Origin of the sequence: Mesorhizobium sp. M0522 (genome assembly GCF_040321085.1) — a bacterium.
Classification (GTDB): domain Bacteria; phylum Pseudomonadota; class Alphaproteobacteria; order Rhizobiales; family Rhizobiaceae; genus Mesorhizobium.
The window spans coordinates 25,786-51,277 of the sequence record NZ_JAMYQW010000019.1; the positions used below are offsets into that span (position 1 = coordinate 25,786).

Genomic DNA, 25,492 nt, shown 5'->3' on the forward strand with positions numbered 1-25,492 from the left:
GCATGGACGACGAGGAGGTCTATGTCGAGCCGGTCAGCCTGCCACTGACACGTCCCCCAATGAAATGGGGCGTGCGCTATGAGGTTTTTGCGCTGAACGGCATTCTGGCGGTGATCGGTTTTATCGCCACGAGCAGCTTCATGCTCGGCCTTGGCTTGTTTGGCGTGGTGCATCTGGTTAGCGCATATCTGTGCCAGCGCGACCCCTACATGTTTCATATTTTCGAGCGGTGCGTCTCCAAACGCGGAGCGGTGGCGAACCTTACTTTTTGGGGCGCCAGGAGCTATTCGCCATGAGCCTCGATGCCGACCTGAAATTTGGCCGTGAGCGCCGCCGTGAAAAGCCCGCGGCGATGCACATCCCCTACCTTCGCCATGTCGATGACAATTTAGTTGTGACGAAGAGCGGCTTTCTTGTCGGCGTCATCCAACTCAGTGGCCTGCCGTTCCAGACGATGGACCAGGTCGAGTTGAATAGCCGCATGTTCAACCGCAACACCACATTCCGCAACTTGTCGACCTCTCGATTTGCCGTCTACAGCACGATCATCCGCCGCCACGTGACGCCGGAGATCGAAGGCGACTTTGACAATCCTTTCGTGGCCGAGCTCGACGCCCGCTACATGGATGAGCTTGGGTCGAAAAACCTATTCGTCAACGAGGCGTATCTGACGGTCATACGCCGCCCGATGGTCGGCCGCGTCGGCTGGGTGGACAAGGCGCTCAATGCGTTCCGCATCAGCACCGCAGGCGAAGAAACCCGCGAAGAGGCGATGGCCGAACTGCATGACGTTCTCGACGGCGTCATCAAGGATTTTGCCGCTTACGGGGCGCGTCTTCTCGGCGTCGTGAAGCGCCGCGACAGCTTCTTTTCCGAGCCGGCGGAATTTCTGGCGAAGATCCTGGCCGGCGGCCTCGACGTGGAAATGCCTTTGCCGCGCATGAGCCTTGGTGATGTGCTGGCGACGCGGCAGCTGTTCTTCGGCAAGTCCGCGCTGGAACTTCGCGGGCCGGACGCCGGCAAACTCGGCGCCATGGTGTCGATCAAGGAATACCCACCGTTCACCGCTCCGGGCTCATTGGACGGTCTCTTGCGCCTGCCACATGAGTTTGTCCTGACGCAGAGTTTCGCGATCGAAGACCGTGTAACCGCAATGCGCAGGATCAACACCATCGCCAACCAGGTTGAGGGTTCCGACGAGGCGGGCACGACGGTCGAGGACTCCGTCCACGACGGCGCCGACAAGCTGGCCGGCGGCGAAGTCGTCTTCGGACAACACCACATGAGCGTCATGGCATTGGCGCCGGACATGACTGGCCTCAACCGTGCGCTATCTGACATCACGGCCGAGCTTTCGCGCATGTCGATCGTGCCGGTACGCGAGACGCTGAACACCGAACTCGCGTTCTGGGCGCAGTTGCCGGGAAATTTCAGCTACATCGCGCGACGTGCGTTGATCTCGTCGCTTAACTTCGCCGGCCTTTTCTCCGGACACAATTTCCCGTCCGGCCAACGTGAGGGGCTGCATTGGAAACGGCCCATTGCTTTGCTCGAAACGACCAGCCAGACGGCCTACTATTTCAATTTCCACGTTCACGATGTCGGGCACTTCACGGTGTTTGGCCCGACCGGCTCGGGCAAGACCGTGGTGCTGTCGTTCCTGATGGCGCAGGCCATGCGCATCATGCCGCGGCCACGATGCGTTTATTTCGACTACATGTGCGGCGCTGAAATTTTCGTTCGAGCGCTCGGCGGTCGCTACGAGGTGATGGAACCTTCCCAGCCGACCGGGTTTGCGCCATTGCAGCTTGAGGACACCCCAGAAAACCGTTCTTTCCTGGAAGACTTGCTGATCTATATTCTGACGCCGGAAGGCGGCGCGCTGGACGTGGCGGAGATGCGCGTCATCAACGCCGCCGTCGACATGATCTACAAGATCCCGCGCGAACAGCGGACCTTCGACCTTCTGCCGGAAGTGCTGCGCGGCTCGCTCATGCCCGGCATGAACGATCTGGCCGCGCGAATACAGCCCTGGCTCGACCCGAAGGACAAGGGCTGGCTTTTCAACAATCGCGTCGATCTGGTCGATTTCTCGAAACCCGTCGTCGGGTTCGACATGACCAAGATCCTTGGTGACCGAAAGCTGCGCTCTGCGGCGTTGCTCTACATCTTCCATCGTCTTGAGGACGTCATCGACGGCTCGCCGATCATGCTCTTCCTCGATGAAGGTTGGAAGCTGCTGGACGATGAGGTTTTCGCCGCTTTCATCAACGAGACGCTGAAGACCATTCGTCGCCGCAACGCCGTGGTCGGCTTCGGCACGCAGACGGCGGAAGACGTCGTCAATTCCTCAATCTCGTCGTCGCTGATCGAGCAAACGAAGACCAACATTTTCTTCCCCAACCCGAAGGCGAACAAGGACTCCTACATCGAGCGCTTCTCGTTGACGGCCAAGGAATTCGAGTTCGTGCGCCGAACCGCCAAGGAAACACGCACCTTCCTCGTCAAGCACGACAGCGACTCGATCATCGCCAAACTCGATTTGTCGGCGATGCCCGATCTCATCAAGGTCCTGTCCTCGAACGAAGCCAACAGCAAGGAATGCGCACGGCTCCGGGAGACCTTCGGCGACGAGCCGGAGATGTGGCTGCCATACTTCTGCGGATGGGAGAACGAGCATGACGAAGCGGCTTAGCAGCGCTTGTCTGGCCGTGGCTCTCGCGACGGCGGAAAGCATGAGCGTGGCTATCGCTCAGATCGCGGTGATCGACGGGCCGAACCTCGACAAGCGGCAAGAGGACGAGCAGCACAGCAAGAAGTCGGATGAGGCCAAGAAGGACGAAACCGACAGGAAGAAAAGCGTCGTCTGCACCTATTCGAACAAATACCGCTCACAGATGTTTCGCCGATCGCCGGCTGAAGCGTTGCAGCGCGACGCGGGCAACGTGAAGATGATCCGCTATTATGCGCAAAAGTACGGCGTGCCCGAAGGCCTGGCGCTGTCCGTCGCCTATCAGGAATCACGCTTTGACACATGCGCGGGGAGCCACACCGGCGTCAAAGGCGTCATGCAGCTGACCAAGGGCACCGGTAAATCCATGGGACTGGACCGCGACGTGAACGAGGAGAATGTCGAAGGCGGTGTCAAATATCTCGGAATGGGCGTGAAGCAATGCGGGGCGACGAATTACAGCTGTCTCGCTTCCTTCTACAACGGATCGAACGCAGGCGAGCAAAACCAATGGGCCGGCGGGGTCGGCCGCTGGAACAGCTACTTCAACGAACATGTTTCGAGCGGCAGGGCTCCGGCCGCCGCGCCGCCGCCATTCTCGATCGTAACGGCCGATGGCGCAGGCGGCATGGCTCAGGACGCGGCCATGGGCATGGTCAGGAAGGCGGCTGGCGGCCTCGATGCAAGCTCATCGCAGATCGGCGCCAACGGCGCGGCAATCGATGCGCTGTCGGGCAATGTTGGCCAGGTGACCGAATACAAGGACGCCTGGGAGCTGAACTCGTCGGCTCGTGGAATCAACGCCGATGTCACCAACCAGTACCTTGCCCAGGCGGGGGATTTCACGGCGTTGCTGGCCCAACTTCTATCATTGCAGAACGTTCAGGCATCGCAGGCGTCGAAGCTGGTGCAACAGCCAAAGAGCGGCTCTCCAAACCCGTTCTCTTGCAATCCCGCGGAACTGGAATGGTTGAAGATCGATCGCGGCCGGTGGCTACCATGCGCGGTTGAGAATGCAGGGACAAGCTCAGCCGACAGCCGCTCGATGATCATCACCACTGACCCTGCTGGCGCTGCCAGCGTCATCGATTCTCTGCAGCAATAGGAGGCTGACATGACGAAATTCGCGATTGCGGCCAGTCTAGCGCTTTGGGCAAGCACGGCCCATGCACAGATTGCCGTCATTGATGGCGCCAATCTCGATGTAGCCCGCAAGAATGCGGACAACACCAACTCCATCATGGACTCCAACAAGGATATCCTGAAAAAGAGCGAGGAGATCCTGCAGGCTCTCAGCGGCAGCCGTGACGGTTCGCTCGGGATCGGACAGATGGGCCTCGGCGGCAACATGTCGATCGCCCAGGCGCCGTCCTTCGGATCGATCCTGAACGGCGGGGCTCTTTCGTTTGGTGGCCTGTCGCCCGACATTCAGAAAATCGCCGGCGCGATCATCAACGGGCTGCAGCTAGTCAAGCAACTCCAGCAGATTGCCGGCAAGGAGACGAGCGCCGTCAACACCGCCTACGGCGGCAGCGTCAATGTGGCTTCGCTGCTAAGCGCATTGACCTCGCAGGCTTCGCAGGGCGTTACCCAGCGCCAACAGTCTCTGCAGTCAGCGAGCGGGCAGATCGGGCAGTCGCAGGACGTCAAGGGTTCGGTGGACCAGAACACACGAATGCAGCTGGAAAACGCGCGCGCCGTCAACGAACTGATCGGCGTCCAGAACGGCGCGGTCGCTGCCCTTAATGAGAAGCTGAAGGGAGATCTTCTTCGCCAGAGCCAGGTGCAGAAGATGATGACACCGCGCACCGTCAATCCGTTCGCGGAATTCGGCAAGAGCGGAGGCTGAGCGCTTGTCGCGGCGAGTCCTGCGCATATGCGTTGTGATTGGGCTCGGCGCAGGGCTTTTTGGATGCGCAAATCGCGAACTGAAAGCGCCGTGCGGGGCTTTGTCGTATACCCACGCCGACGAATGCGGCGCGCTGAAGCCGGTCAATTCAACGCCGTTCGCCAGCATCATTGACGAGGATCCATGAACGGTCTCGCCGCAAGCATCCTCGGTGGCATTGACAACATCGGCGAGGACTTCGTTCGCACCGTCTATATGCAGTTGGGCAATGCGATGGGCAACGTCTTCACCCTCATGCTGACCCTCTATATCGCGTGGTGGGGCTATTCGATCCTGAGCGGGCGAGAGTCGATTTCGCCAATCGAAGCGGCCTATCGCCTGGGCCGCGCCGTCATCATCTATCTGCTGCTGACCGGATGGGGCACGTTTTCCGCGACGATATACCAGCTTGTTCAAAGCATTCCAGATGAGGTCGGTAAGGTAATCGTCGGCGCCGTGTCGCGGGCCACCGGCAATCAGCTTAGCGACCAGGCAGCAATTCCAGCGCTGATCGACAACCTCTACCAAGGGGCGCAGGACGTAGCCAATCAGGTCTACAGCGGATCCTTCTATGACATTTTTGGCGCGCTCTTGTCGCTGCTCGTCCTGCTGTCTGCCATCATCTTCGCAGCACTCGCCATTGCGGCGATCATCGCCGCCAAGGTGATGTTGTTCATTACGCTGGCCTTGGCGCCGATATGGATCATTCTTTGGCTTTACCGCTGGTCCTCGCGCATGAGCGAAGGCTTCCTTTCGCTGACCACCTTTCTGATGATCCAGCAAATCCTGATTTACGGCTTTCTCGGCTTCTACTTCTCGCTCGTCAACGCGGCGCTGAACACCGCCACGTCCGGCGGAGCGACCATGGACAGCAAAATGTCGCTGGTGCTGCCCTTGGTGCTGGTGACGATCATCGGGATCTACGTTCTCATGCAGATACCGTCGATTGCTTCGATCCTGAATGGCGGCGGATATCTCAGCACCGTGGGCGCATACAACCCGTATAGAAACTTCGGCAGAAACGCTGTGCGCTATTCCGGCGCGCGATGGGCCGCCGGCCGCGCCGCTCGGGGGGCCCGGCAGCTCGCGGCAAACAGTTTTCGATCTTCGCGAGCAGCTAGGGCGGATGCCGCAACCCGGTCCGCCATCCAGCAAGGTGCGCGCGATAACTCCAGGCCTCTGGCCTAGAACACAAGAACGATCACCGATCGCGGCCTGGATCAGGATGTGTCGCGCAAACGAGGCAATGGTAAATTGTCAAATCCAGTAGAAGCAGCTGCTGACCGCAGCAGCGAACTCGTCGACAAGCGCTATTACAGGGCGGGCGCGACTTGGGAAGACGACACGCACAGGTCAATGCGTCGATCGCGTACATTGGCCTGGATCGTCAGCGGCATTTCGGGACTGGTTGCGGTGCTGTCGCTGCTGGCGCTCGTGCTGATCCTGCCACTCCGGCAGTTCGAACCGTACGTTGTAGAGGTCGACAAATCGACGGGCTACCTCGAGATCATGCGCGCGCTGAAGCCTGGAGATTTATCGCAGAACGAAGCCGTCACGGCGGCCAATCTGGTGCGCTACATCAGGGCCCGCGAAACCTACGACTCCCGTGAACTGAAACAGAATTACGACCTGGCACAGCTCTATTCCACCGATGCCGCGTCCAAGGATTTGACGTGGCTTTATACGCCTGCAAACCCGCAATCGCTGGACAAGATTTTTGGCCGCAATGTCACTGTCTCGGTCGAGATCAAATCGGTTTCCCTGCTCAATCGCAACACAGCCTCGGTGCGCTTTGCCACGACGACGCGGCGGGACAATTCGTCGACCGCCGACAATTGGGTGGCGGTGATAAAGTTCCGCTACACCTCAACGCCGCTCAAGAACGAATGGCGTTTCGACAACCCGCTTGGATTTCAGGTCACGGATTATCGCCGCGACCAGGAATCGGCACCGGCCGCTGGGAGCCTGCAATGAGATGGCGCGTAAGCCTCGCCCTGTCGGCCGCCCTTCTGCTCGGCACAATGCACGGCGCGGCCGCACGCGACGGCCGCATCCGATATGTCACCTTCAACAACGACGACGTGACGTCGGTGCGCGCCGCTCTTGGGATTTCCACGATGGTCGAGCTCAGTCCGACCGAAGTCATCGAAACCGTGTCGGCTGGCGACACGAAAGGCTGGTCGATCATCCCCAAACGCGGATCGCGATTTCTGTTCGTTAAGCCGCTGGAGCGCGATGCCTGGACCAACGTCAACGTGGTCACCAACCGGCGCGTCTATTCCCTGCTGCTGCAGGCGACTGACAATAGCCGTGACCGGGCATCCTTCCAGGTCCGGTTCAAATACCCGGACGAGGATATCAACGCGCGCCTGCTCTCACAGGCCAAGGAGAGCGCCGCCGATCCGGATTTGAAGGATCTGAACTATGCCGATCTCAACTACGACTATGCCTACAAGGGTGACGACAGCTTGAAGCCGCGCACCGTATTCGACGACGGCACGAAGGTGTTTCTGGAGTTCAAGGGTGACATTCCGGCGATTTTCGTTGTCGACGACAAGCGTCAGGAGTCGCTGGTCAACGTTCGCACGCAAGGCAAATACACCGTCATCGACAAGGTCGCACGGCAATTCAGCTTGCGAGCCGATGGCAAGACGCTCTGCCTCTACAACCGGGCGCGACCCAACGCAATCGGTCCGGTCGAGCAGGTCTACGGTCCAACGAAACTGACGGGCGGTTCCACCCTGTTCGGATCCAGCGGAGGACGGTAATGACCCAGATCGACTATAACCAGCTGGATGGCAGCCCGACGGTCGCGCGCCGCGGTGCGGGCGTGGGTACCAGGATCGCCCTGGTCGGCCTCGGCGTGGTGCTCATAGGCGCGCTGATATGGCTGAACTGGCCTCGAGAGCCGGTATCGCGCGATGTTCGCAGCGATGGCGAGGAAAACTTCAACCCGCCCGAGTTCCGCCCGCCGGCGTTGAACGAACCGCCGCAACCTGCCGACGGCACGATCGACCAGATCGTAGTGCCGCCACCGGCCGCCGACCAGAACGGCACGCAACAAGCCGATAATGTCGATCAGACCGTGCAGGAGGGCGCGGATCTTGATGCGCAGCGGCGCGCGCTGGAGGCGCAAATGGCGGCCGATGAAGCTCGCCGCAAGGCCGAGGCGGAAGAAGCCCGCCGCAAGGCCGCGGCAGAGGATGAGGCTCGCCGTAAGGCAGAGGCCGCCGAGCATGAAAAAGCGGTGTGGGAACGCCTGCGGTCGAACCAGATGGTGACGAATGATCAAACCGGCTCGACGGATGCCGGCGCCCAGGCGGCACAGGTCGAAATCGCGCCCGACGGTCAGATCGTCCCGGTCCCCGGCGCCGACAGTGATCCCAACAAGGCATTCCTGGCGCAGTCTGAGGCAAGTTCTTCCGGCATCGTCAAAGCCAGGGCGTTCCGACGTACCGACGCGTTGATCCCCGAAGGAACGATCATTCGCGGCTATTTGGAAACCGCGATCAACACCGATCTTCCCGGCGCCGTGCGCGCTGTCGTGCGTGAGGATGTCTTCTCGCTCGACGGCAGGCGGATCCTCATTCCGAAGGGCTCGCGCCTGACCGGGGAATACCGCTCCGGGCTGGCGCGCGGTCAAAAGCGTGTTTTCATCGTCTGGAGCCGGGTCATTCGCTCGGACGGCATTTCCGTCGATATCAAGTCGCCTGGGGCAGACGCGCTCGGCCGCGGCGGCATGGGCGGCCGTGTCGATACGCACTGGGTTGAACGCTACGGCAACGCCATCATGCTTTCCGTCGTTGGCGGTGTCTCTGAATATCTGTCCTCGCTTGGAGATAGCAGCCAGAATGGACAACAGCGCCAGGTGTCGACGGTCGATCCCGTGACCGGCGAGACCACGACCGTAACTTATGGCGGCAATGGCTCGCAGCGCGACGCGCGTAGCATCGCCTTCGACAAATCATCGACCGCCCTGCAGCAACTCGCGCAAGAGGCGTTTCGTGATACGCAGAACATTGGCCCGACGGTCTACGTCGACCAGGGCACATCGATCGTCGTGCTGGTGCGGCGAGATCTCGATTTCTCAGATTTGTACGCCGATCCCGTTCAGGAAGAAGTTGCACGCCTGAAGGCAGGCGGGCGGCCGAAGACGGCGATCGATCCGACGCCTCTCTACGGCACGCCGAAGGATCATTTCTATCCCGGCTATGGGAGCCCGGTGAAATGAACGCCGTGCATCCCCTCCCCGACCCTTGGGCGAGAGCCCCGGTCCTGCGCGCTCATCTGGAACCGATATGGCCCTATTTGAACGAAGATGCGGTTTCCGAGATTGCAATCAACAGGCCGGGTGAATTGTTCATCGAACGCCTCGGTGCAAAGGAAATGGAGCATGTCGTCAAGCGCGAGGTCACGCCCGCCTGGATTAGGCATATCTCGACCGGCGTCGCCTCGGCGACCAATCAGGTCATCAACGAAGAAAAGCCGGTCCTGTCGGCCGCTCTACCCTCAGGCGAGCGCATCCAATGCATCCTGCCGCCGGCGGCTCCCGAAGGCGGGGCGATTTCGATCCGCAAGCAGGTCATCATGGATATGAGCCTTGCTGCCTACAACGATCTCGGCGCCTTCGAGAACACGGCGATGGGCAGCGGCCTGTCGCTGTCAACCGAAGAAAAGCGACTTGTGGAGATGTTGCACGACACGTCGCCGATGGACTTCCTGCAATATGCAGTGCGCAACCGCGTCTCCATCGTCGTTTCTGGCGGCACGTCGACCGGCAAGACGACGTTCTTGAATGCGCTCTTGAAGGAGATCCCGCCTCATGAACGGATCATCACGATCGAAGATACCCGCGAACTGCGGCTGCCGGCTCCCAACAACGTCACCCTGATAGCTTCGAAGGGCGACCAGGGCCTTGCCAAGGTCTCCGCGCAACAGCTGCTCGAGGCCTCGCTTCGCATGCGACCCGACCGTCTGTTGTTGGGCGAATTGCGCGGCGCCGAAACCTTCGCGTTCCTCCAGGCGATCAACACCGGCCACCCGGGTTCGCTCACCACCGTTCATGCCAATTCCGCCCGATCCGCCTACGAGCGGCTGGCGCTGATGGTCATGCAGGGCAGCTCGGGCCTCTCACGGAGCGAAATCCTCGACTACCTGCGCGAGGTCATTCCGGTGGTCGTCCAGATGGTCCGCACCGAAGGCGGACGGCGCGGCATCAGCGAGATCAAGTTCACCAAGGCGGAGACGATCTAGCGGGGTCTATCCATGCAGAAAATCGCAACAGCAATTTTCATGGTGCTCATGGCGATGGCCCTGGGCGCCCTGGCCTTCACGGTCGCCTATGCCGCGACAGATTGGTTCAGGACTGGCTCCCACGTCCTGTTCGACCAGTTGAACGCCAATCCCTTGCCGGTCGTTCGTCTGGCCTGGGCGGATACGATAGCGAGGAATTTTGGCCGGGTACAATACGCCGTTGCCGCGGGAGCATTAGGGTTTCTCTTGCCACTGGTCAGCTTGTTTCTCATGCGTCCGAGAAAGCGCAATGATTCTCGCTTCATGACGATGAGCGACGTATCGAAAACCGGCCTGACGAAAGTTGGCGGCGTCTTCATCGGTCGAGCCGGCGGCAGGCTTGCCGAAATTCTGTCGCCCGGCCGCGATCAGCGCTCCGGCAAGATCCGCTTGACGCAGCGCAAGCTGATCGGAGGCAAGAAATTGTGGATTGATGGCGATGACGTCGGCGGCTTCGTCATAGGGCCGCCGCGCTCCGGTAAAGGCACGTCTCTCATCATCCCGAACGCCTTGACCTGGCCGCATTCGCTCGTGGCTCTCGACCTGCGGGGCGAGACCTATGCGGCGACTGCTGGTTACCGTTCGACGATGAGCCGCGTGGTGCGTTTCGCGCCGGCTGATCCGGACGGCAATACCGCATCCTACAATCCGATGGACTTCATCTCGCTGGATTCGGCGCAGCGCGACATCGACCTTCGCAATATCGCTGCGGCGCTGTTTCCGCGCCCCCCGTCCAACGCAGACCCCTATTGGGTTAACGACGCCCGCCTCCTTTTCACCGGCATCGCGTCCTTCGTCATGGAATCGCCTGCGATTCCGAATGAGAAGAAGACCTTCGCCACAATCCTCGAGATCCTGAACGGCGTCGAGCAGCCGCTCCTGGAATTCATCGGCTCACTGCGCGAGGAACGCCGCCGCGAATGCTCGCATTTCACGCTGCAAACCTTGCTGCCGTATTTTGAGATGTCAGAGCGGCAGTTTTCCGGCATCTATGCTGGCGTACGCACCGGCATGGCGCCCTTTCTCAACGAGTGCCTGATGCGAGCTACGTCGCGCAGCACGTTCGATATTCGCAAGCTCAAGGGCGACCGGATTTCTCTCTATCTCGACGTGCGACGCGAGCAGATTACGTCGCTTGGACCTCTGTTCAACGTCCTGATTACGCAGATGATGAACTTCATGTCGGAAAGTCTGCCTCAGCCGGGCGAGCATCCGGTGCTTGTGCTGCTCGACGAGTTCCAGAACCTCGGCAAGCTCGAGAACGTGACCGAAATGGCGAGCGTGCTTGGCGGTAACGGCGTTTCGATGTGGTTTTTCGTGCAGTCGCTGAAGGCCGTAGACGAGATCTATCGCCAGGAGGGGCGCAAGACGCTCATCAACGCTGCTCGCGTGCAGATCTTTTTCGGTGCGCAGGACGCTGACGATCTGCGCTATGTTTCCGAGCAGCTCGGCGAAACGTCGGACGTGCAAAAGGACGTGACGCGCACCAAGGCAACGTTGTTCGACACCTATTACACGCGCTCGGTCCACCGCAAGGAAGTGCGGCGGCCCCTCATGCGGCCGGACGAAATCCGTACGCTCGACAAGAACAAGGTCATCATATTGCCGCGTGGGGAACTGCCAATCCTCGGCACGCGCAATTTCTATTTCGCCGACGGCCAGCTCGCTAAACGTGCGTTCATGCCCCTGCCCGCCTCTATCGACGCCTCGCGCACGAAAAGCCCTGCGTTGGACTCTTCTGCGGCGGTTCGATCTCCTGCGCTCCCGACGATTGTGCCGACAGCACCTGCGTACCGCTCAGGCCTCTTGCAGACGCGCCTGCGGCGCGGCGCGACATTCGCCGCAAAAGCCGGCCGTATGGCTCCGCCGCGGGGCCGGCGCGCAATCGTGAAAGAACGGCTGAAAGCAACCGACGCTGGAGGTGTGCCCGCAAATGCGCCCATAGATTTTTCCGCGTTGGCGGCTAAAGCGGTCACGACAAGGATAGCACCCGATAAAGAAGCGGCGGTGGCGGCGATCCTGAACAATGTGCGCTCTCTCCGGGCCCACGCATCCGACAAAGAAGCTTTCGACCGAAATTTGAGCGTCGTCGAAGACACCTTGCCCGATGTAGTCGACGGGTAGGAACTGCTGCGCCCTGCTCGTGTCAGATAGAAGAGCGGCAACGTCATGCCTCAGGCCTTCCGTATCAGCCGCCAGTTGCCGGGCGGTGCCGCTTGAGCACTCCAGTCAATCGCAGCGTAGAATCTTTGCTTCGCGCGCGACCGCGACGAAAGCCCTGCGGGCGGCGGGTGGATGAAGCTCACCTCGTATAACCTTCAGACAGGCGTCCATAGCTGCCCTGTGCTTCTCCGTCTGACGACCAGCAAGATCCCGCAGCAGGATGGAGGCCGCATCATTAACATCGAACACGGTGCGTTCTGTATAGCGGCCAATCTGAATCACAACTGGCCTCTCAAATCTTACCAAGCCGGTCATCTACCCTCACCCTTGAAGCTCTATCAACAACAGCCTGCGATCACCGGCGGAAGAAAAATCGCGTCGGTTGATCCCGCTTGCGGGTTGCCCCGGTCGGCCGCTCAATCGAAAGTTTAGTAAGAGGTGGGTTTCCACCCATGTTCAATTCGAGCAGACGTTGGTCCAATTCCTTGTCCGCCGCTGTGAGGCGATGGTTAAGGCGCAGATAGTCCATCCAGGTCGGCGTGCGGAAGGTTTCTGTCCAAAGCGAGGAATCCTGAAGATCGCGCTGGAGGTTCCAGTGCCTGGCGCCGACACGGCTTTGCACTCGCCGTCGTTCCTGCATCTGATCGAGGAAAGCTTCGACGTTTGCCTCCGGTATTGAGTACTCGATCTTGATGACGATCGGGCCGCTTCTCGGCTTCAGGTCGAGAGCGAGTTGCGGTGTCTCGAAGCCAAAAGGATCCTGATCGGAGTCTTGCCATTGACGGATCGGCAACAGGAACCCGGTGGCCGCGACCATCAGTAGCGCAGCAGCTGAAATCTCCAGGGCTGAGGCAAGTGAATAGTTCTCAGCCACCGTACCCCACAGCCAACTGCCGGCCGCGATACCACCCGACGAAAGGGCATAATAGATCGAGAGCGTGCGACCAACGACCCACCTTGGGCTTGCCAATTGAACGCTTACGTCGAGCCCCGTCCAGGTGACAACCCATCCCGCGCCGCCGAGCGCCAGCGCAATAGCCGCCACTGCCACTGAAGACGTGAGAGCAAGAGATAAACAACACGCCGCGCAAGCAATGCATGCCAGTATTGTCAGTCGCTCCTGGGAGAGCGACCGTCTCAAAACATTGTTGCAGATGCCGACGCACAAGGCGCCGGTCCCGAAGCCAGCCATCAGGATGCCATAAACGATCGGTCCTCCGCCTAATTGATCGCGGGCAACGACAGGCAGGAGCGCGAGTATGGAGATGCTGGTCAGGCCAAAAAGCGCGCCACGCGCGATTGCCGCCTTGATCTCCGCCGATAGCGCCGTGAAGCGCGCTCCGTCATGAATGGCCGTGGTCAATGGCTCGCGCGGGAGGGGGGACGAGCGAACATCCCATTTGCGGCGCCCTATGGTCCACAGCAGCGCTAGATAGGTCAGCGTCGCAACAGCGAAAGCTGTCAAAGGTCCAAAGGAGGCAACGACAATGCCACCAAGCGCCGGACCGACGCTTCGAACAGCGTTATATCCAACCGAGATGAGCGTAACCGCGGCTGGAACTTCGCGTTTTCGTAAGATGTCGCCGACCGACGCGTGCCAAGCGGGATCGGTGAAAGCGGCGCCCGCTCCGGCCAAACAGCTGAATGCAAGAACCATCCATGGATTGAAAATTCCCAAGCCTGCAAGAACCGTCAGCATCGCCGAGGACAGCGCTATCACGGACCAGCCAGCGAACATCAGGTTGCGGCGGCTGAAATTATCAGCCAGGGCTCCGGCGATGATCGACAGGATGAATGTAGGCAACGTCGTCGAAGCCTGCACCAAGGCGACCATCACGTCGGAAGTCGAAATGGTCGCCATCAGCCAACTGATGGCGACAGTTTGAATTAGCCAGCCAAAGCTGGACACCTGCGTAGCAAGCCAGATCGATCGGAAAGTTGCATTCTCGAGCGGCGCAAATGTCGCCGACGAAGCTGGAGTCGCATCTGCGGGCGCCACCCTGCTCATTGGGTTGAGCCCTCCCCTCGGTCTATCGGTCGCGTTTAGAGGTGCCCTCCCGGCGCAGGTGCCCGTGGAGGAATAGCAGCATGAGCGCATTTGCTAGGGATAGCGCAAGACAATTCTACACCGCCGGCGCTCTGGCCGAAGCGATTACTTGGTCTGGAAGAAAAGGCGGATGCAGCCTGACCGCAAATCGGGCATCGCACCGAGTTAGGAATTGCCGCCTTCGGGAAGGAGACCTTCATTCCGCGCGGGAAACGATGCCCATGGAAAGCCTGGGACGACGGCGCCGATTTCTATCAGAGAGCTGGCCCGCAGCGGATTCAACGAAGCCGGGCCACACCTACCTAGCCGCCTTGATGCACGGCGATAAGCTTTTGACGGCCTGAAGCGACGTTGTGGTCGCCGTTGCGGTGCTTTTCCACGCGCCTCGTCAGGCGCCGGGATTGCTCCGTCGTGATGGCAGGCGGGGGTTTGCAGGTTGCGGTCGACGGGTTCGTTTCGGGGCGTCTGCCCCCATCGTTATGTCGCGAGTTGGGGGATGCGATCGAGGACGATGCGCAGGATGCGCTGGTCGGGGCACGATGTCGGCAGGTGCAGACGGATTTGCGATTTCATCTCGACCACCCGCGCAGCGATTTTGATGAGGCGCAATCGCAGCGTGTCGAATTGGGCGACGGCAAAGCTCGAGCGCCTCGGCATCGCGGCCCGCAAGCCCCACATCAACCAGTAAGCACCGGCATGCAGGAATAGCCGGAACTGGTTGGCCGTCGCTCTGGTGCAGGATGTGCGGTCGGCGGCAAGATGCGTCTTCCACGACTTGATGTGGTTCTCGGCCGCGCCGCGCCGGCAGTAGACATCCTCGTAGAGCGCCTTGGCCTTCCCACCGGCAAGGTTGGTGACGACGAAGCGGATATCGCCACCTTGGGCGCCGACCTCGACCCGCGCGATGATGCGCTCGACGCGGCTCCAACTAGCGGCGCCGTCAACGAACTCCTTGAACCTGCGGACCTTGCCTGTCTTGGCCGACGCTTCGAAGCGCGCCGTCGTGCTGGCCTCCAGATCCGCGACATGCTTGCGCAGGGTCGTGGTGGGCGCGAGGCCAAAGATGAAGTCGACACCGTTGGCGCGGCACCAGTCGATGACCTGCGGGTTGCAATAATGGCTATCGCCGCGGAGCAGGATTCGAATGTTCGGCCAGTTGATCCGGATCGCCCGCACCAGACGGCGCAGGTGGGGGCGGATCTCAGCCCCACTCGGCCGCTTGGCCGGTCGCAGGATCGCGCTGACGAACCGTCCCGCACCATCGAACACGACGATCGGCTGGAAGCCGTACTCGTCATGGTGGGCATTGAACAGGCGAAGCTGTTGGCCTCCGTGCACAGCGTCGAAGGTGTCGTCAATGTCGCGTACGATCCGCTTCGGCACCTGCCGGAACGAGGCGCAAATAGAGATCGATCATCGCCCGCCCCATCGCCATCAGCTCCCGCACGCCGGGCAGGTTCTCCAGCCGGCACAGCGTCGATTGCGACGCCAGATCCCGAGCCGACGGCAGCGCATCCTGGGCCATCTTGAAGACCGGATCGCGGCGCAGCCGGTTGGCGTCGTTGCCGTCCTCGTAGCCGGCGGCGATCATCTTCATGCGAAAGCCGATCATGTCCGCCAGGCTGTGGACCACCTGGTCCGGGCAGCGCGGATCGTCGATGCAACGCGCCAGACGCTCGGCCACCCGCAACCGCTTTTCCACCTCGGCCAAGGCCAGAACGCCGCTGTTGGACGACAGCATGCCGCCGTCGAAACGGGCGACGACGGACTTGCCGCCGACTGATGACAAACCGCTCAGCGGCAGCGCAAGATCGTTCATGGTGGGTGTGGTCTCCGGGAAATGGTTCGGATCGGCTTAAGCAACCAAATCTACGTCATTTCAACGGCTTGCGCCACATCCACCAACCCCCATGAATTTTTCAGGCTAGGATCCGGACCCATCAAGGGATTCCACTGACGGTGGTTTTATGAGTCACGGTCTCCAAAGGGAGGCCACAGATGAATCGCGATTATTTCTGGCTGACGGAGGGAGCAGGTTTCGCGGCCGCAGGCGCTGCTGCCAACCGACACGCGCGGCAAGCCAAGAGTCGATGACCGCCGAGCGATTGGCGGCATCGTCCATGTCCTCAAGTCCGGCGGCCGCTGGGTCGATGCCCCGCAAGTCTACGGGCCGAGAAAGACGCTCTACAATCGCTTTGTCCGATGGGCTGCCAAAGGCGTTTGGGTCGACATCTTCCACGCCCTGGCCTCGGCTGGCGGTCCTCCGGCTGAGGTCCTGATCGACTCTTCGGCCGTGAAGGCGCATCGCTGCGCTTCTGGCGGCAAAGGGGGGAGCAAAATCAGGCGATCGGCCGGTCGCGCGGTGGGCGAACCACGAAGATCCACGCCCTGACCGATGGCCTGTGCCGCCCGATCGCTTTCCTCTTGACCGGTGGCCAGGTCGCCGATTGCAGCGCCGGAGATTTGCTTCTGGAGCAGATGCCCAAGAGCCCGATCCTGCACGCCGACAAGGACTATGATACCAATGCCATTCGCCACAGGTCTAGGCTAAAGGGGCGATGCCGAACATTCCGCCGAAGCCAACCGGCGCTGGAAGAACTGCTTCTCCCCGTTCCTCTACCGTGATCGCAACGCCATCGAGCGCATGTTCGGACGGCTCAAGGATTTCCGCCGCATCGCCACCAGATACGATCGATCGGCCACGAACTTCCTCGCTGCCGTCTGCCTAGCCGCTACGGTCAGTTACTGGCTGTGACAGTTGTCCTCGACAAACAGAAGCGAACTTGCGCCCTGAAGCAGCGTGATCGCTTCAGAAACGGTGCGAAGGAGTATGTCACTCGCCGGCTCGATGTCGTGGATGAGGCCGGCGGCCTCACCAATCATGATCGCGGCTATTGTGGGATCGCCGCTTGCCCACGCTTCCCGGTAGGCAGCGGACTGCGCGTCAATGTCGGCAAGGAGATGGGCCTCATTGCCGTGCCAGGCTTCCGTAAAAGCATTCTTCCGAACGCGCAGTGAAAACCGCGATGGCCAATCCAGGCGGCGCGCTAGGTCCATCACCGAGGTTCGAACCGTGTCGTCTCCGGTCGCGGCAAGGGCAGCCTGGTGCAGATTTGGATGAACGAGAGCCTCCAACGAGGCCCAGAAACGTGATCCCATCACGACGCCATCAGCGCCAAGCATCAGCGCCGCTGCAAGCCCACGACCATCGGCGATGCCGCCGGCCGCGCAGATGAGCGTGTCCGGCGCCCGTCGCCGTACCAAGTTCGCGACCTCCGGAACAAATGTGAATGTCGCTCGCTTTTCACCGTGACCGCCGGCTTCCGCGCCTTGGGCGACGACAATGTCGGCTCCGGCATCAAGAGCGCGGCGCGCGTCGTCGAGGCTCTGGACCTGGCAGATCAAGGGGACCCCGGCGGCCCGTATTGCCGGCGAAAAAGGCGCCGGGTCGCCAAAGGATAGGAAAATCGCACTTGGTCGCCGCTCCAGGGCCTTATCGAGTAGGCGCGGGTTCCTGGCGAGTGACCAAGTTATGAAGCCGCAGCCGACAGGTCGGTTGCCAGATCGCTCGAACTCGCGCGTCAGCCAATCAGCGTCGCCATAGCCGCCGCCGATAAGCCCAAGCCCTCCGGCTGAACTGACCGCACCTGCGAGTTCCCCGCCCGATGCGAATGCCATCGGCGCGCTGATGATCGGATGCTGCAGTTTAAGCCGATCAGTGAGACGGGTTACGATGCGCATCATCACTCCAATAGATTGCCTTGAGTATCGCAGGTTCGGTTGATCCTATCGAGCCCCGCTCAGCGCCCGCGACTAACGGCAACCAGAGCCGCCAGCGCAGTCGACCGACGGTTATGAGTCCGGACCCTAACCCATCAGCAAACTTACGACCGGGCTTTGAGCCCGTCACCGATCGATCCAATGGCGCTGCGGTTACCTGGACCGACCTGAAACCAGCCTGTCCCAGCCTTAGCTTCAGTCCATCCAGCAATGCGGCACGAAGCAGATTTCAAGATCATGCGCGGCGTGAGATCTGCGTGGCCATCATCCTGAACCTCGTAGGCGCCAAATGGGCCTCGGCACATGAGGTCACTAACACTCTCGGTCTCTTTAGCCGCAGGCGGCAGTGAGCTCGGCTCAGCGCTCGTAATCGTTATCATTTGAGCGCTGGGTCTTGCGGTCCTGCTCTTCCGACTGCCGTGCCTTCTGTTTGTTGGCGTCCTTCTGCTTGGCTGCCACCTTCTCCTGCTCGGTGCCGGTGCGCGGCTGCTCCGGCTCGCGGGGATCGTCCCGAGTTGGAAGGTCTCGCCCTCGCGGCTCGCGCTCGGGGATCGGCTCGTCACCACCACGACGCTGCTGCTGCCGCTCGAATTGCAGCCGCGCGAGACGGTCGTGCATCTTGTCGTTCACCTCTTCACGATACTGTTCGAACTGTCCTTGATGCGCCGGCGGCAGCGTCTCGCGCATGTTGTCCAGAGCCTGATTGACGCGGGCCATCTGACGCCGCATTTCCAAGGGGGTCTGCGCCATGTCCAAATCTCCTATCAGTGCATTCAATTCTCTCATACCGGGATGGGACAGGAAAGACTTTTGCCCCGATTGATCAGCTCCGCGACCCGCGGCAGGACCTGGTTGCCCCTCACCTGTCCGATCGCGACGGAACCGCAGAAAATTGTTGCCGATCGATTCCGCTGCCGTGAGAGCCTGACCGACTATGCCCGCGGTCCGCATCGTCGTCACAGTCTTTTGCCATGCGGCAGCGATTGCATCGCCGTTAACGACAAGGGATTGCCCATCGATACGGCGTTGCCGCTTGGCCTCCACTCGCTCGATCGTCCTGGTGCTGACCTGGTAGCGCGGATCGCTCTGCGCGCGGCTATAGGCTCCGGCATGCTCCTTCGTGAATGGCCGCGTCATCGCATGATCCATGCGCCGCGTTGCCACCATCGCAATGCCGTTCTCGCGTGCTTTTTCCGCAAAGGTCTCGCGCCAGGCTGCGAGATCAGGCTTGTAGAATTTCAGGCGTTCGCCGTCGGCTGACCGTGCCTGCACCATCGCATGGATATGGACGTGCTTGGTGTCCTTGTGATGCGCGAGGACGAACTTGTATCCTGACGCGCGCTCCTCGAGCACGCCGCGCGCCGCGGCCATGACGGCGTTGGCATCGGTGCCGGCCCTTGCCGAAAAAAGCAGGTGATAGGCATTGCGGCGTTCACGCCCCGAAAACTGCGGGCGCCATTGTTCATAGACCGAAGCGGCCGCCTTGGTGGAATTCTTCACCCCGGGTACAGGCTCGCCATTTGCGTGGCGAACCTGGCTGTGGGTGCGGATGAACTTCTGCAGGAAATATTTCGCTTTGGGTTCACGGCTGACGGCCGCCGTTACCTCCGCCTTGGCGACCACCCCCGCCGCGCCCATGGCTTCAGACAACCGCGCCTCGATCCTGTCGAGCGCCTTGCTGCGCGAATTCTCCCGACCGCCGGCAAGCACCTTGGCGAGCGGTCCTGCCCGCTGATCGGTGTGCGCGTAGACCTGCACCGTCTGTCCGTCCTGAGCATAGATGAACGGTTTTGCGCCGAAGGCCTTGGTCAGCGCCTCGCTCAAGGCGGCATCGGTGACCTGGCCGGCGAGCTCGAAACGAACCTCGATAAAATTGGTGTTTTCCAAGGGCGGTTCGAACGTCTCGCAAAACGTTTCCAGGAACGCCTTTCGCGCGCCGCCTGTCGCAAGAACCTGTCCATCTTCGTCGAAGATCTCGATGTCGTGTTTCTCGCCTTTTTCGTCCTCGCGCTTGCCGATGTAATTGAGCAGCCGCGCGGCGGCTTCCCTGGTCGACGGAGGATTGGGCATGACCTTGAACACGGCAGGCTGCGCACCCGCCGCATAGCCTGCCCTCGCCGCCACGGCGCGCGCCCGATAGCCCGCCCGCGCCGCTCGTCCTGTAGCGCTCGCGCGATCGGTACCACGGCCGCCGCCGCCGCGCCGCTTCCAGTCTTCCTCCTCCTCTTCCGGCCGGAAACCGGCGAGCGTGGCGCCATAGACCATGATCGGGGCGCTAGCGGCCCTGGGCAAACTCGCAGCAGCAGTGGACTTCGGTGCCCTGCTCGACATGGAGCTCCCCGCCACTCCTGTCCCTCCCGGCGACGAACGAGGGGCGTTCCTGCCGCCACCTCCCATCGAGCCTGCTTGTCCTTGCCCGAGGCGTCCGCCGCCGCCGGCCCGCTCATGACTGTTCACCGCCTGGAATTCACCGGCCTCGCGTCGGGCGCTCGTCAGAGACTCGTCGTTGTCCAGGTCCTCGCGCTTCGCTCCCGACTCGCCCCGCAGATAGCGTTCGATTTCGGCCGCGTAGCCGGCGAGACGACCGCTCATGGCCTTGCCGCTCTCGCCTTGCGGGAGCCCCCAGTCATCGCCTTCAGTTCTTCGCGGAACTGCCGCACGAGGTCGCCCACGGCGATCAGCGCCTGCTCAAGATTCTCGTCAGAAGGAATGCGGCCGTCGTTCATGGCACGCACGGCTTGATTGAAATTGACGCCGACGCGCCGCAGCTGATCAGTCATCTCCACGATCGCCGGCCGCAACGCCTCTGACGCGATAGGCAGATGCCCGGCCTCTGCCCGCACAAGACGCCGCACGACTTCGCTGACGGTCACGCCGTCCCGCTCCGCAATGGCTTTGAGGCTGGCCAGCTCGTCAGCCGAAAACCGGATGTGCGTCACCTCGCCATAGCGTCGTGACGCACTCTTCACCGCGGCTTTCTGGGCGTCTGCATCCATCTCTCAAGCCCGCTTGCGGGCGCTAAGGCCCGCCAGGGCCGCGCCGCCTATTTTGTGTGTATCACAAAATAGGCTATCCTGCCAGCAAGAAGCAGAAAGATTGAGGGCGTGTCTTCTCACCAGCGCAGTTGTCGACGGCACAGCCCGACTCAAGCGTCGCAATGTCTCCATCGTGATTTGTTGTGATGTGGCGTTGAAGACTTGTTTCCATGTTAACATGGAAACATCAGGGCGGTCTGCACTCCGGTCAGCCCGGCAGATCATTCCTCGCATGAAGATGGCAACCGCCGCGTTAGTGACTGCACCCTGAACGAGCCCTTATCGGTGCGCGCCTGGGTTGCCAAACCAGTCTTCCCCGTTGACTATGTCACCATGTTTTGACCGTGATATCGTTCCCTGTGTCCATGATGACTTGTGTCCTTGTTAACATGGACACAGGGAGCCCACGCCGGAAGGAGGCCGCCATGATCATCTCCGCTGCGATCCCCAAGGGCGGCACTGGCAAATCGACGATGCTGCGCGCGCTCGCATCCGTCGCGCTGCATCGGGGCTATTCGGTCACTCTTGTCGACGGCGACCGGCGGCAGAACATGAACCGCTGGTTCCAGATGCTGGGTGAGGCTGGCAATCGTCCTGACAGGCTGCAACTGGTGAGCGCGATGACCCCGCAGGAAGTCCTTGACGCCGCAGCCATTCACAACGGTGAGCGCTCCGTCGTATTGATCGATACGGAAGGCACCACAAATGACAACCTCATGGCCGGGCTCTACGCCGCCGACATTGTTGTCGTGCCGGTCTATTTTGCCCTCGACGATGTGACCGCCGCCATCCAGATCACTGACCACTACATCCCGCTGGCGGTCGAGAGCCGGGGTAGACCGCTGCCTGCGATATTCGTGCTGACCAAGCAGACCATCATCGATGGCAGGGCGCGAGCCCTGACCGAACTGCGCGCCATCATCCAGGCCAACGGCACGCCGATTGCAGAACACGTCCTGCACAATCGTGTTGCCTACCGCGATCTTCAGACCGGGCAGACCCTTTACAGCCATGGGGTGCCTGATGCGAAGGCGATTGCCGAGAGCGAAGGGGTCTTCGACGACCTTCTGCAAACCTTCATCGAAGCCACAAGGAACGCGGCATGAGTGAAGAAACCGCACCGAAACCCGGTCACGACAAGAAAGCCCGCATGATGAAGGCGATTTCCACGCAGCCGCCGGCACTGCCGAGCATGTTCATTTCATCGCCGAAGATCGAGGCGCAGAAGCTGGAGCCGAATGTCGGATCGGCGATGTCGCAGACGCCCGAGCCGGCATCGGGTGCAAGCCCTGACTTTCGCAAGCTGCTGCGGCAGGGTCAGAAAAAGGATCCGATAGCCGGCAAGAAGATTCGCGACGAGGAGATGATCCGCTGCGGGTATTATTTGACGGCCGTGGAGCAGCGCCATTTCAAGCTGCTGGCGATCAGCAACGGCCACAGCATGACCGAACTGCTGCGAAAGGCTGTGCAGGATTATATCCGCATTCATAAGCACAAACTGCCGAAGGAATGACCGACGGTATGGAGCCGCTATCGCCTGTTGCGACAGGTGATGTTCGTGGCTCTTGCTATGTGCGAAAAAAAGGGCCCGCGACGATACTTCGTCGCGGGCCCTGAGATGTTTGCCTACTTGGATTGCTTGAGGTGTTTCAGCAGTTGACCAAGGAAGTCGTCCCGGTCCGGAAGCGCACTGGCTGCCGCTTTGTCGCCGACCAGCTTTGCCGCCAGTTTGGGCGACAACGGCATGAAGTCGTAGCCGTGTGAGATGGCTGCATGGCGAAGATCGTCAAGCGCTTCGAACGCGCGATCGCGGGTGCCAAGCCAAAGACGGGGCTCGTCGGTTTCCTGGTGCGGGAACGCTTGCAGGAAGTAGGTCCGAAGCGGTGGGTCGTAGCCGATGACAGCGTCTGGATCGGAGTGGCCCTTTCCGGTGACGGTGCCAGTGACAGTGATGGTGTAGCGGCTCATTGCAACCTCCTTTTGCCGGTGGGGAGCCGGCCCCTTGCGGGGCCGGCCACCGATGCCTCACTGGGGGTTGTTCCAGAGGATGACCTTCTTGTTCTCCTCGCCGCCCGGGGCGGGTGCGAGGTTGCCGAAGATGACGCCGATCTCAGGCGCTTCCAGCTTGACGGAGAGGTATTCCTCGCCCGAACGCTGGGAGGTGCGGTGCCAGCCGGCTCCGATCTCGAAGCCAGTGCGCTTGTTGACGATCCGGTAGTCGGGCGCGTCCTCGCGCGACTTGTTGGTGTTCGGGATCAGGGTGATCGGGGCGTTGACCCGGAGCGTGGCAAAGACGCCTTCCATCGAGCCGTCGGCCTTGGTGGTGAGGTTTGCGATCGTGGTGGCCATGGTAGTTCTCCTTCGCTTGCATCGGGACCATTCCCGATGGCGCCAAAGGAGAGGGCCGTCCTGCTGCGGTCATCTCGGCGAAAATTCTGGAAAATTCTATTTGCCGAAAAATTGCGGGCAGGCCCTTCGCCTGCCCGCAGACAAAAACAGAAATCGAATTTTCCTGAATATTCGCCGAGTGTACCCCCAACGGGGGTTGACCGCACAAAGCAGGCGGTCGTCTACAAAGGCGACATGAAACGGGAATGGCCCCGATGCAACCGAAGGAGAAGAACTCAGGCCACCATCGCTAGATCGCCGACGCAACGCTGCCGGATCGCAGGAACATGCTGCAGCCTCTCGGGTCATGTCGTCGGCATCGCCAACACATCGACCAGCAGCCCGGCGCGTGACCGCCTTGCATGTTCGGTATGGCGGCATAGCGGTTTCGAGATCGGAGCCGGCTGGCAGCGAACTTCACGCCCCTCGGGGACGATACCGCGCAGTCAGGTTGGATGACCCGGCAAGCCAGGATATTGTTCGGCACGCTTGCACCCGCTTCAGAGGCGAGAAGCGTCAAGATGATCATCCGTACAACGCCCCGCGGCTCTGCGCGTGGACCGGTTTCGAAAGGGGCCGGCTCCGTCCGCTCATACAAGTGGTTAGGCGGCGAGGAGCCGGATCACATATCGGATTGAACCCGCAGGGCCTGTCGGCAGGACCGCATCCATCATCCTGGCAACGTTAGACGCTCATCCGGCGTCATGCGGGCTTCGGCTTGGCGGCGAATGTCCGGATCAGCATGGCGGAGCATCGCGCACCAGTCTTCCACATTGTACGTGGTCGCCATCCGGCCCCTGGCCAGATCGTAAATGACGCACGGCTTGTTCGCGATGGCGAGCCGAAGCACGTTGACGGCCGTGCCCGGTGATGCGCCGTCCCAGACCATCATCCCAAAGTCGGCGCGCCGCACCATCTCCCGGTCCTTGGCGGCGTGGAACCAGTGCTCGTGAGCTCCTTCAGGAGAAGGAACATGGTAGGCGGCCCAGTCGCCCAGATTGTTGCGGGGTTCCTTGCCGGCATGGAAGACCCCGACGTGCTCGTACTTGTAGCCGGCGAGCAGGCCCTGCGCCTCGGCATCGGCTCCAGGCGCGTCGCCAACCAGCACGCCGTGCTCGGCAGCAACGATTGCGCCGATGCGAGCGATGGCAGGTTCCGGCAGCTCGAATATCTCGCGTGATCCACCTATGAATATCATCGACATGGTGACTTTCCCTTCTCTCCCGCGTCCCCCGCCCCGCGCCGGCCGCCCTCTCCCCTGGCCCTGCGCGAGGGATCGTCACCCGAAGGCCGAGACGGCAAAGCTGGCTCGGGAAGCGGCGGGACGCCGCGACGAGAGCCCGGCCGGCCGCAGGCCGGCGCGCCCGGATCCTGCAGCTGCCGGAGGCGCTACGCGCATCTGGCTAGTTGCGCTTCGCGCTTGGAGCTAGTGGTCTTTGTCGGCCAGCCAGAGGCTCACGTCCTGGATCGAGCGCATGGCCGCGAAAGAGAACGTCAATCCAGACGGCTGACGCGGCGGCCCTCGCTGCGCGCTTCGATAAAGGCGCCTGCGATTTTCATCATGAATGCCTTGCTGAAACGACCGAGGGGCTTACCGTCGGCTTCGATGTACCAGGAGCGTTCGGCAATATCGTAGTTGTATTCGTCAACCACGATCCAGCAGCGTTTGAGATCGGTCAGACCGGCGCGGCGGCACTCGATAGTGGAGATTTCCAAACCGACCCGATCGCTGGTTGGTGGTTGGGTGGTTATCGCCAGGAGCGCGAGATGGGTCAGGCCATCTCTTGCGCCGCGGACAGCGATGACCACGCAGGTGGGCCGGCTCTTGCGGCCTTCCGTTTCGCCGCGCTCGTGTTGCCATGCCCAAAGATACGGGTAGGAGATCACCTGACCAGGCAGGAATCTACCGCTCATCATCGTATCCTTCCCCGCGCGCCAATCGGTCGATCTCGGCGGCGAAGAGTTCCGTGTGTTCCTCCGGCATCTCGGAGACACGGTATGCGCGGCGGGGATCGCCGCCGATGCGCATCCGTTCGTAGTGCTCGTAACTCATCAGCACGAACCGGGGTTTCCGGTGCTTGGTAAGAATAACGGGTTCGCGGCTGGCAACGTCGGTGACGTCGCCAACCTGCTTGTTGAGATCCCCCGTCGTGAACTGGCGCATGGCT

At 61.2% G+C, this 25,492-nt stretch carries 22 protein-coding genes and 2 pseudogenes; 13 read left to right on the plus strand and 11 right to left on the minus strand.

Features of this window, described 5'->3' with window-relative positions; all coding sequences use genetic code 11:
- Positions 1–2 precede the first annotated feature (2 nt).
- The 10 genes from NKI58_RS20070 to NKI58_RS20115 all read left to right on the plus strand — a co-directional run bounded on the left by NKI58_RS20070 (position 3) and on the right by NKI58_RS20115 (position 12,035).
- Entirely contained in the window at positions 3–296 is a 294-nt protein-coding gene (locus NKI58_RS20070; protein WP_352853634.1) for a VirB3 family type IV secretion system protein, read from the plus strand.
- Positions 293–2,695: a VirB4 family type IV secretion/conjugal transfer ATPase gene (locus tag NKI58_RS20075; RefSeq protein WP_352853635.1), complete on the plus strand. Its 2,403-nt coding sequence runs from the start codon at positions 293–295 to the stop codon at positions 2,693–2,695. The genes NKI58_RS20070 and NKI58_RS20075 overlap by 4 nt, the downstream gene beginning before the upstream one ends.
- A gap of 229 nt (positions 2,696–2,924) precedes the next feature.
- Positions 2,925–3,836, plus strand: a complete 912-nt coding sequence (locus NKI58_RS20080; protein ID WP_352853637.1) for a transglycosylase SLT domain-containing protein — start codon at positions 2,925–2,927, stop codon at positions 3,834–3,836.
- Between the two features lie 9 nt (positions 3,837–3,845).
- The gene (locus NKI58_RS20085) at positions 3,846–4,580 is read left to right on the plus strand and encodes a type IV secretion system protein (protein WP_352853639.1); all 735 of its coding nucleotides are present in this window, start codon (positions 3,846–3,848) and stop codon (positions 4,578–4,580) included.
- Positions 4,581–4,763: 183 nt separating this feature from the next.
- The gene (locus NKI58_RS20090; RefSeq protein WP_352853641.1) at positions 4,764–5,807 is read left to right on the plus strand and encodes a TrbL/VirB6 family protein; all 1,044 of its coding nucleotides are present in this window, start codon (positions 4,764–4,766) and stop codon (positions 5,805–5,807) included.
- A 66-nt stretch (positions 5,808–5,873) separates the two neighbouring features.
- On the plus strand, positions 5,874–6,593 hold the full coding sequence (locus NKI58_RS20095) for a VirB8 family type IV secretion system protein (protein WP_352853642.1): 720 nt from the start codon (positions 5,874–5,876) through the stop codon (positions 6,591–6,593).
- Entirely contained in the window at positions 6,590–7,387 is a 798-nt protein-coding gene (locus tag NKI58_RS20100) for a TrbG/VirB9 family P-type conjugative transfer protein (RefSeq protein ID WP_352853643.1), read from the plus strand. The genes NKI58_RS20095 and NKI58_RS20100 overlap by 4 nt, the downstream gene beginning before the upstream one ends.
- A complete protein-coding gene (gene virB10 / locus NKI58_RS20105) occupies positions 7,387–8,850 on the plus strand; it encodes a type IV secretion system protein VirB10 (RefSeq protein ID WP_352853644.1) in 1,464 nt (487 codons plus the stop codon). The genes NKI58_RS20100 and virB10 overlap by 1 nt, the downstream gene beginning before the upstream one ends.
- Positions 8,847–9,872 carry a P-type DNA transfer ATPase VirB11 gene (gene virB11 / locus NKI58_RS20110; RefSeq protein WP_352853646.1) on the plus strand — a complete coding sequence of 342 codons (1,026 nt, stop codon included), beginning with the start codon at positions 8,847–8,849 and terminating at the stop codon, positions 9,870–9,872. Before virB10 ends, virB11 begins: the two co-directional genes overlap by 4 nt.
- Positions 9,873–10,301: 429 nt before the next feature.
- Positions 10,302–12,035 (plus strand): type IV secretory system conjugative DNA transfer family protein, encoded by a 1,734-nt coding sequence (locus NKI58_RS20115; protein WP_352853647.1) that lies wholly within the window; start codon positions 10,302–10,304, stop codon positions 12,033–12,035.
- A 105-nt stretch (positions 12,036–12,140) separates the two neighbouring features.
- Here the strand turns inward: NKI58_RS20115 and NKI58_RS20120 are convergent, their stop codons facing one another.
- The 3 genes and pseudogenes from NKI58_RS20120 to NKI58_RS20130 all read right to left on the minus strand — a co-directional run bounded on the left by NKI58_RS20120 (position 12,141) and on the right by NKI58_RS20130 (position 15,940).
- The gene (locus NKI58_RS20120; protein WP_352453430.1) at positions 12,141–12,389 is read right to left on the minus strand and encodes a DUF982 domain-containing protein; all 249 of its coding nucleotides are present in this window, start codon (positions 12,387–12,389) and stop codon (positions 12,141–12,143) included.
- A gap of 40 nt (positions 12,390–12,429) precedes the next feature.
- Positions 12,430–14,082: an MFS transporter gene (locus NKI58_RS20125; RefSeq protein WP_031195547.1), complete on the minus strand. Its 1,653-nt coding sequence runs from the start codon at positions 14,080–14,082 to the stop codon at positions 12,430–12,432.
- Between the two features lie 516 nt (positions 14,083–14,598).
- Positions 14,599–15,940: pseudogene (locus NKI58_RS20130) on the minus strand (IS1380 family transposase).
- A 179-nt stretch (positions 15,941–16,119) separates the two neighbouring features.
- Between NKI58_RS20130 and NKI58_RS20135 the strand changes: the two are divergent.
- A pseudogene (locus NKI58_RS20135) lies at positions 16,120–16,876 on the plus strand (IS5 family transposase).
- Here NKI58_RS20135 and NKI58_RS20140 read toward each other — a convergent pair.
- From NKI58_RS20140 to NKI58_RS20150, 3 genes are all read right to left on the minus strand, one after another.
- Positions 16,864–17,862 carry an NAD(P)H-dependent flavin oxidoreductase gene (locus NKI58_RS20140; RefSeq protein ID WP_036246111.1) on the minus strand — a complete coding sequence of 333 codons (999 nt, stop codon included), beginning with the start codon at positions 17,860–17,862 and terminating at the stop codon, positions 16,864–16,866. The pseudogene NKI58_RS20135 and the gene NKI58_RS20140 overlap by 13 nt on opposite strands.
- Positions 17,863–18,258: 396 nt before the next feature.
- Positions 18,259–20,493 (minus strand): relaxase/mobilization nuclease domain-containing protein, encoded by a 2,235-nt coding sequence (locus NKI58_RS20145; RefSeq protein WP_352853649.1) that lies wholly within the window; start codon positions 20,491–20,493, stop codon positions 18,259–18,261.
- Complete coding sequence (locus NKI58_RS20150) at positions 20,490–20,840, minus strand: plasmid mobilization protein (RefSeq protein WP_352623344.1); 351 nt, start codon at positions 20,838–20,840, stop codon at positions 20,490–20,492. The genes NKI58_RS20145 and NKI58_RS20150 overlap by 4 nt, the downstream gene beginning before the upstream one ends.
- A gap of 521 nt (positions 20,841–21,361) precedes the next feature.
- On the opposite strand from NKI58_RS20150, the gene NKI58_RS20155 reads away from it, so the two are divergent.
- A complete protein-coding gene (locus NKI58_RS20155) occupies positions 21,362–22,042 on the plus strand; it encodes a nucleotide-binding protein (protein WP_352818909.1) in 681 nt (226 codons plus the stop codon).
- Entirely contained in the window at positions 22,039–22,449 is a 411-nt protein-coding gene (locus NKI58_RS20160; protein ID WP_352853650.1) for a hypothetical protein, read from the plus strand. Before NKI58_RS20155 ends, NKI58_RS20160 begins: the two co-directional genes overlap by 4 nt.
- 113 nt (positions 22,450–22,562) lie before the next feature.
- Here NKI58_RS20160 and NKI58_RS20165 read toward each other — a convergent pair whose 3' ends face one another.
- The 5 genes from NKI58_RS20165 to NKI58_RS20185 form a co-directional block, all read right to left on the minus strand.
- Positions 22,563–22,904, minus strand: a complete 342-nt coding sequence (locus tag NKI58_RS20165; protein ID WP_352853652.1) for a hypothetical protein — start codon at positions 22,902–22,904, stop codon at positions 22,563–22,565.
- A 57-nt stretch (positions 22,905–22,961) separates the two neighbouring features.
- Positions 22,962–23,285, minus strand: coding sequence for a DUF736 domain-containing protein (locus tag NKI58_RS20170; protein ID WP_023803002.1), 324 nt, complete (start codon positions 23,283–23,285; stop codon positions 22,962–22,964).
- Positions 23,286–23,994: 709 nt separating this feature from the next.
- The gene (locus NKI58_RS20175; protein ID WP_352595511.1) at positions 23,995–24,528 is read right to left on the minus strand and encodes a hypothetical protein; all 534 of its coding nucleotides are present in this window, start codon (positions 24,526–24,528) and stop codon (positions 23,995–23,997) included.
- A gap of 290 nt (positions 24,529–24,818) precedes the next feature.
- Positions 24,819–25,238, minus strand: a complete 420-nt coding sequence (locus NKI58_RS20180; protein WP_352595508.1) for a hypothetical protein — start codon at positions 25,236–25,238, stop codon at positions 24,819–24,821.
- Positions 25,228–25,488, minus strand: coding sequence for a type II toxin-antitoxin system prevent-host-death family antitoxin (locus NKI58_RS20185; RefSeq protein WP_352483438.1), 261 nt, complete (start codon positions 25,486–25,488; stop codon positions 25,228–25,230). Before NKI58_RS20185 ends, NKI58_RS20180 begins: the two co-directional genes overlap by 11 nt.
- Positions 25,489–25,492 lie beyond the last annotated feature (4 nt).